Raw genomic sequence first — 3,164 nt, 5'->3', positions numbered from 1 at the left:
ACTACGGCGAGGGCCTCGAACTGGAAGGTGGCGATGAGCGCGAAGGCACGGAACCCGAAGGGCAGCGCCTCTAYCTCAACTCGCCCGTACCCCAACCTGTCTTCGTCTCAAGCGATCGCCAATTCCCAACCTTCAACATGGGCATTCCCGATCAGTACCGCTACAACGAGTTTCAGCGCGACTTCACCGCGCGCAGCAAGACCGGATATCAACCTGCACTGACTGTGATCCGCTTGCCCAATGACCATATGTCCAAGCCGCGTCCGGCAGACGGCTATCCCTATCGCAGCTCCTTCGTCGCCGACAACGACCTCGCCCTCGGCAAGATCGTAGACACCATCTCGCACAGCGCCATCTGGAAAGACACCGCGATCTTTGTCGTCGAAGACGACGCACAGGGCGGCGTGGACCACGTGGACGCGCATCGCAGTCCTGTGCTCGTCATCAGCCCTTATACAAAACGCGGCTACATCTCACATCGCCACACCAGCATGGCCAGTGTGCAGAAGACGATCTATGAGCTGCTGAACCTCGGGCCGCTCAACCTTGAAGACGCGCTCTCCGCCGACTTAAGCGACAGCTTCACCAGCACTCCCGACCTGACGCCGTACACGTTCGTCCCATCGAATACACACATCTTCGATCCTCGCCGCGCACGCACCGCACACCCAAAGACCGCCGCGGAAAAGGCCGAGCTGCTCGACTGCGACGACCCGGTAGAACTGGACAGAGAGATCCATAGGAAATCAACCAAACCACGTCGCCGCGATGCAGATGACTAGTGCAAGCGCTGAAGGCGCCCTCTATACCAGCCTGGAAGTTGGATGACGCTCCCTAATCCCTGACGTTCTCGTCATGTTGTGATCGCCGAACGTCGTTCACCGATCACAACAGAACGGCCTCCCATCACGGGAGGCCGCTCTATTTTCGACTCTGCAACACAAACTCAACGAACAGCAAAGTCAGCACGGCATCCCCGGTCCACCCAGATGCCACCGCGGTCATATCCCCAGGTTTCGCCTTCCCTGCAGGGCGACCCACTGCGCTGCTTGATTAGCCGCACACCTCTCCTGATGGCCACGCGGCAGAAGTTCCTTCCCATGTCGTTGGACTCACACCGGATGACACCGTTCGATGGACCGGACCACCCATTATCCGAGGGCCTTGTATCCGGAGGTCTGTTATCGCCCGGATACGGCGGAACGCCCGGACCACCGCCGCCCTGGAATGCGTCTGCTCTCACCAGGAAATCGGCACGGCAGCCACGATCCACCCAGACACCGCGACGATCATATCCCCAGGTGTCGCCCTGTATGCAGGGTGACCCACTACGCTGATTCAGCATCCTGACTCCACGCGACGTGTCTGCCTGGCAGTAGTGCCGCTTGCCATCATCGGAGGCGCAGGTAAGTTTCGCGCCTTCACGATCCGTCGTTCCACTCTGCGCCTTGAGAGACGCTGTGCCGACGGCAATGAAACCAAAGATAAACAGTAAGAGTCGAAGTTGCTTCATGTTGAACCTCCCGATTCGTCAGAACGATACTTCGGCAGCCCCTACATACCAACCAACGGCCCGTGAAGCGGTGAGTCAGCTCAGCCGAGCCAAGAACTTGGATGGCTGCCTGTCGTATGTCGCGGGGAGTTAGATGCAGAACAACTCCCTTGCTGCTGCTACACCTCAATCATCGAACCCAATAAAAACCTGCGAAATGAGATCACATATGGCGACTTGGCCGTCCCGATTTCAGGGAAAGCACATGAGGGCCTGGGTCCGGGGAATTGGGCCGGAAACTCAGCAGATAGCCCTCGGGGATATGGACCCGGCCTTTATTTTTGCGCAAATATATGGGCTACTGACTCAGATAAGGCTGCGGATGCTGCCACCATCCACACCCCAAACTGCGCCGGTGACGTAAGAAGCGCGATTGCTGGCCAGAAACACCATGATGTTCGCGACCTCTTCTGGCTCGCCGAGCCGCTCCAGCGGAAGCTGCCGCAGCTTCATCTCGTGGTCGACGGCCTCCCGCGGGGGCATATTGTGGATCGCCGCCATGCCGTCGGCAAACCCACCAGGGCGAGACCAGAAGGTGCTCCAGATTGGTCCCGGGGCAACCGCATTGATGCGAACCCGGGGCGCCTCCGCGCGCGCAAGACTTTTGGTGAGGGAAAGCATTGCGGCTTTGAGCGCACCATAGTCGGCCGGAACCGCTTCAGGCTGCCGCGCGAGATCGGACGCATTGTTCACAATCGAAGCGCCCTCTCTCTCTCGCAGCAGAGGCAGCAGTTGCCGGGTCGCGCGCACGGCCGACATGAAGTTCAACTGGAACGTCCGCTCCCATTGCTCGTCCGTCGTCTCCATAAACGGCTTCGGATCGGCATAGCCAACATTGTTGATTAACACATCGAGGCCGCTGATCTGGCTCACCAGTGCATCTAGACCGCTCTTCATGCCTGCGCCCGTGCTCAGATCCGCGACAGAAGCATAGGCCTTCACGCCCTGTGCACGAACCAGCTCAAGCGTATGCTCGAGCCCGGTTTTGTCGTGATCCACTGCCGCGACGTGCGCCCCCTCACTCGCAAACGCAACTGCCGCAGCTCTACCAATTCCATTTGCTGCTCCGGTAATGAGTACGGTCTTGCCTTCCAGGCCGGTCTGCATGCCGCGATCCTTTGGGTTGATTTCTATCATTGACCGAGACCCTATAAAAGGCGCAACTGCTCTTTATGAGGCGCTGTGTGAAAACAAGTAGAGGGTCAGGCCTGAGTTCCACTCTAAGCCCTTATACTTGGYCGTCTGTGTAGAAGTCATCCCCGCAGTCTGATAAGACTGCTGACAACCGTTCCAACGAACAGCCTCTTCATCTTCACCTCTGATGTGGAAGATGGTACTAGCGGAGGAGAATTATGTGCGATTTCGGCCGTACCCTCATTGTCTGCATCCTCATCACTGGCATGACCTTAACGAGCGTCGCTCAGCACGCTCCGGCTACCTCGAAGACCGCTACCGCTGTAAAAGAAAAGGTCGAAGGCCTCACTGCTCAGGCACACATCACCGTAATACGCACAGGTGCTCCTGAAGAGTTTGGCGACTTCATCTCACATAGCCAGGATGGTTTTACGTTTTACGATGTCGACCAGAAGCAGGACGTGACGCTCAGGTACGA

4 protein-coding genes are annotated in these 3,164 nt (G+C 58.0%); 2 read left to right on the top strand and 2 right to left on the bottom strand.

What is annotated here, in order from left to right; genetic code table 11:
* Positions 1–782 (top strand): alkaline phosphatase family protein (locus AB4043_RS20050; RefSeq protein WP_442307890.1); only part of this gene is annotated, 782 nt, incomplete at its 5' end.
* A gap of 164 nt (positions 783–946) precedes the next feature.
* Here the strand turns inward: AB4043_RS20050 and AB4043_RS20045 are convergent.
* Positions 947–1,513 (bottom strand): DUF3011 domain-containing protein, encoded by a 567-nt coding sequence (locus AB4043_RS20045; protein WP_442302119.1) that lies wholly within the window; start codon positions 1,511–1,513, stop codon positions 947–949.
* Positions 1,514–1,858: 345 nt separating this feature from the next.
* Positions 1,859–2,659, bottom strand: coding sequence for an SDR family NAD(P)-dependent oxidoreductase (locus tag AB4043_RS20040; protein WP_442302118.1), 801 nt, complete (start codon positions 2,657–2,659; stop codon positions 1,859–1,861).
* A gap of 245 nt (positions 2,660–2,904) precedes the next feature.
* Here AB4043_RS20040 and AB4043_RS20035 point away from each other — a divergent pair.
* A partial coding sequence (locus AB4043_RS20035; protein WP_442307889.1) for a hypothetical protein occupies positions 2,905–3,164 on the top strand: 260 nt, incomplete at its 3' end.

The sequence above is a fragment of the Terriglobus sp. YAF25 genome, assembly GCF_052113305.1.
Taxonomy (GTDB): Bacteria; Acidobacteriota; Terriglobia; order Terriglobales; family Acidobacteriaceae; genus Terriglobus.
The sequence above is the reverse complement of the archived record's forward strand: the minus strand, read 5'-3'. Positions and strand labels throughout refer to the sequence as shown.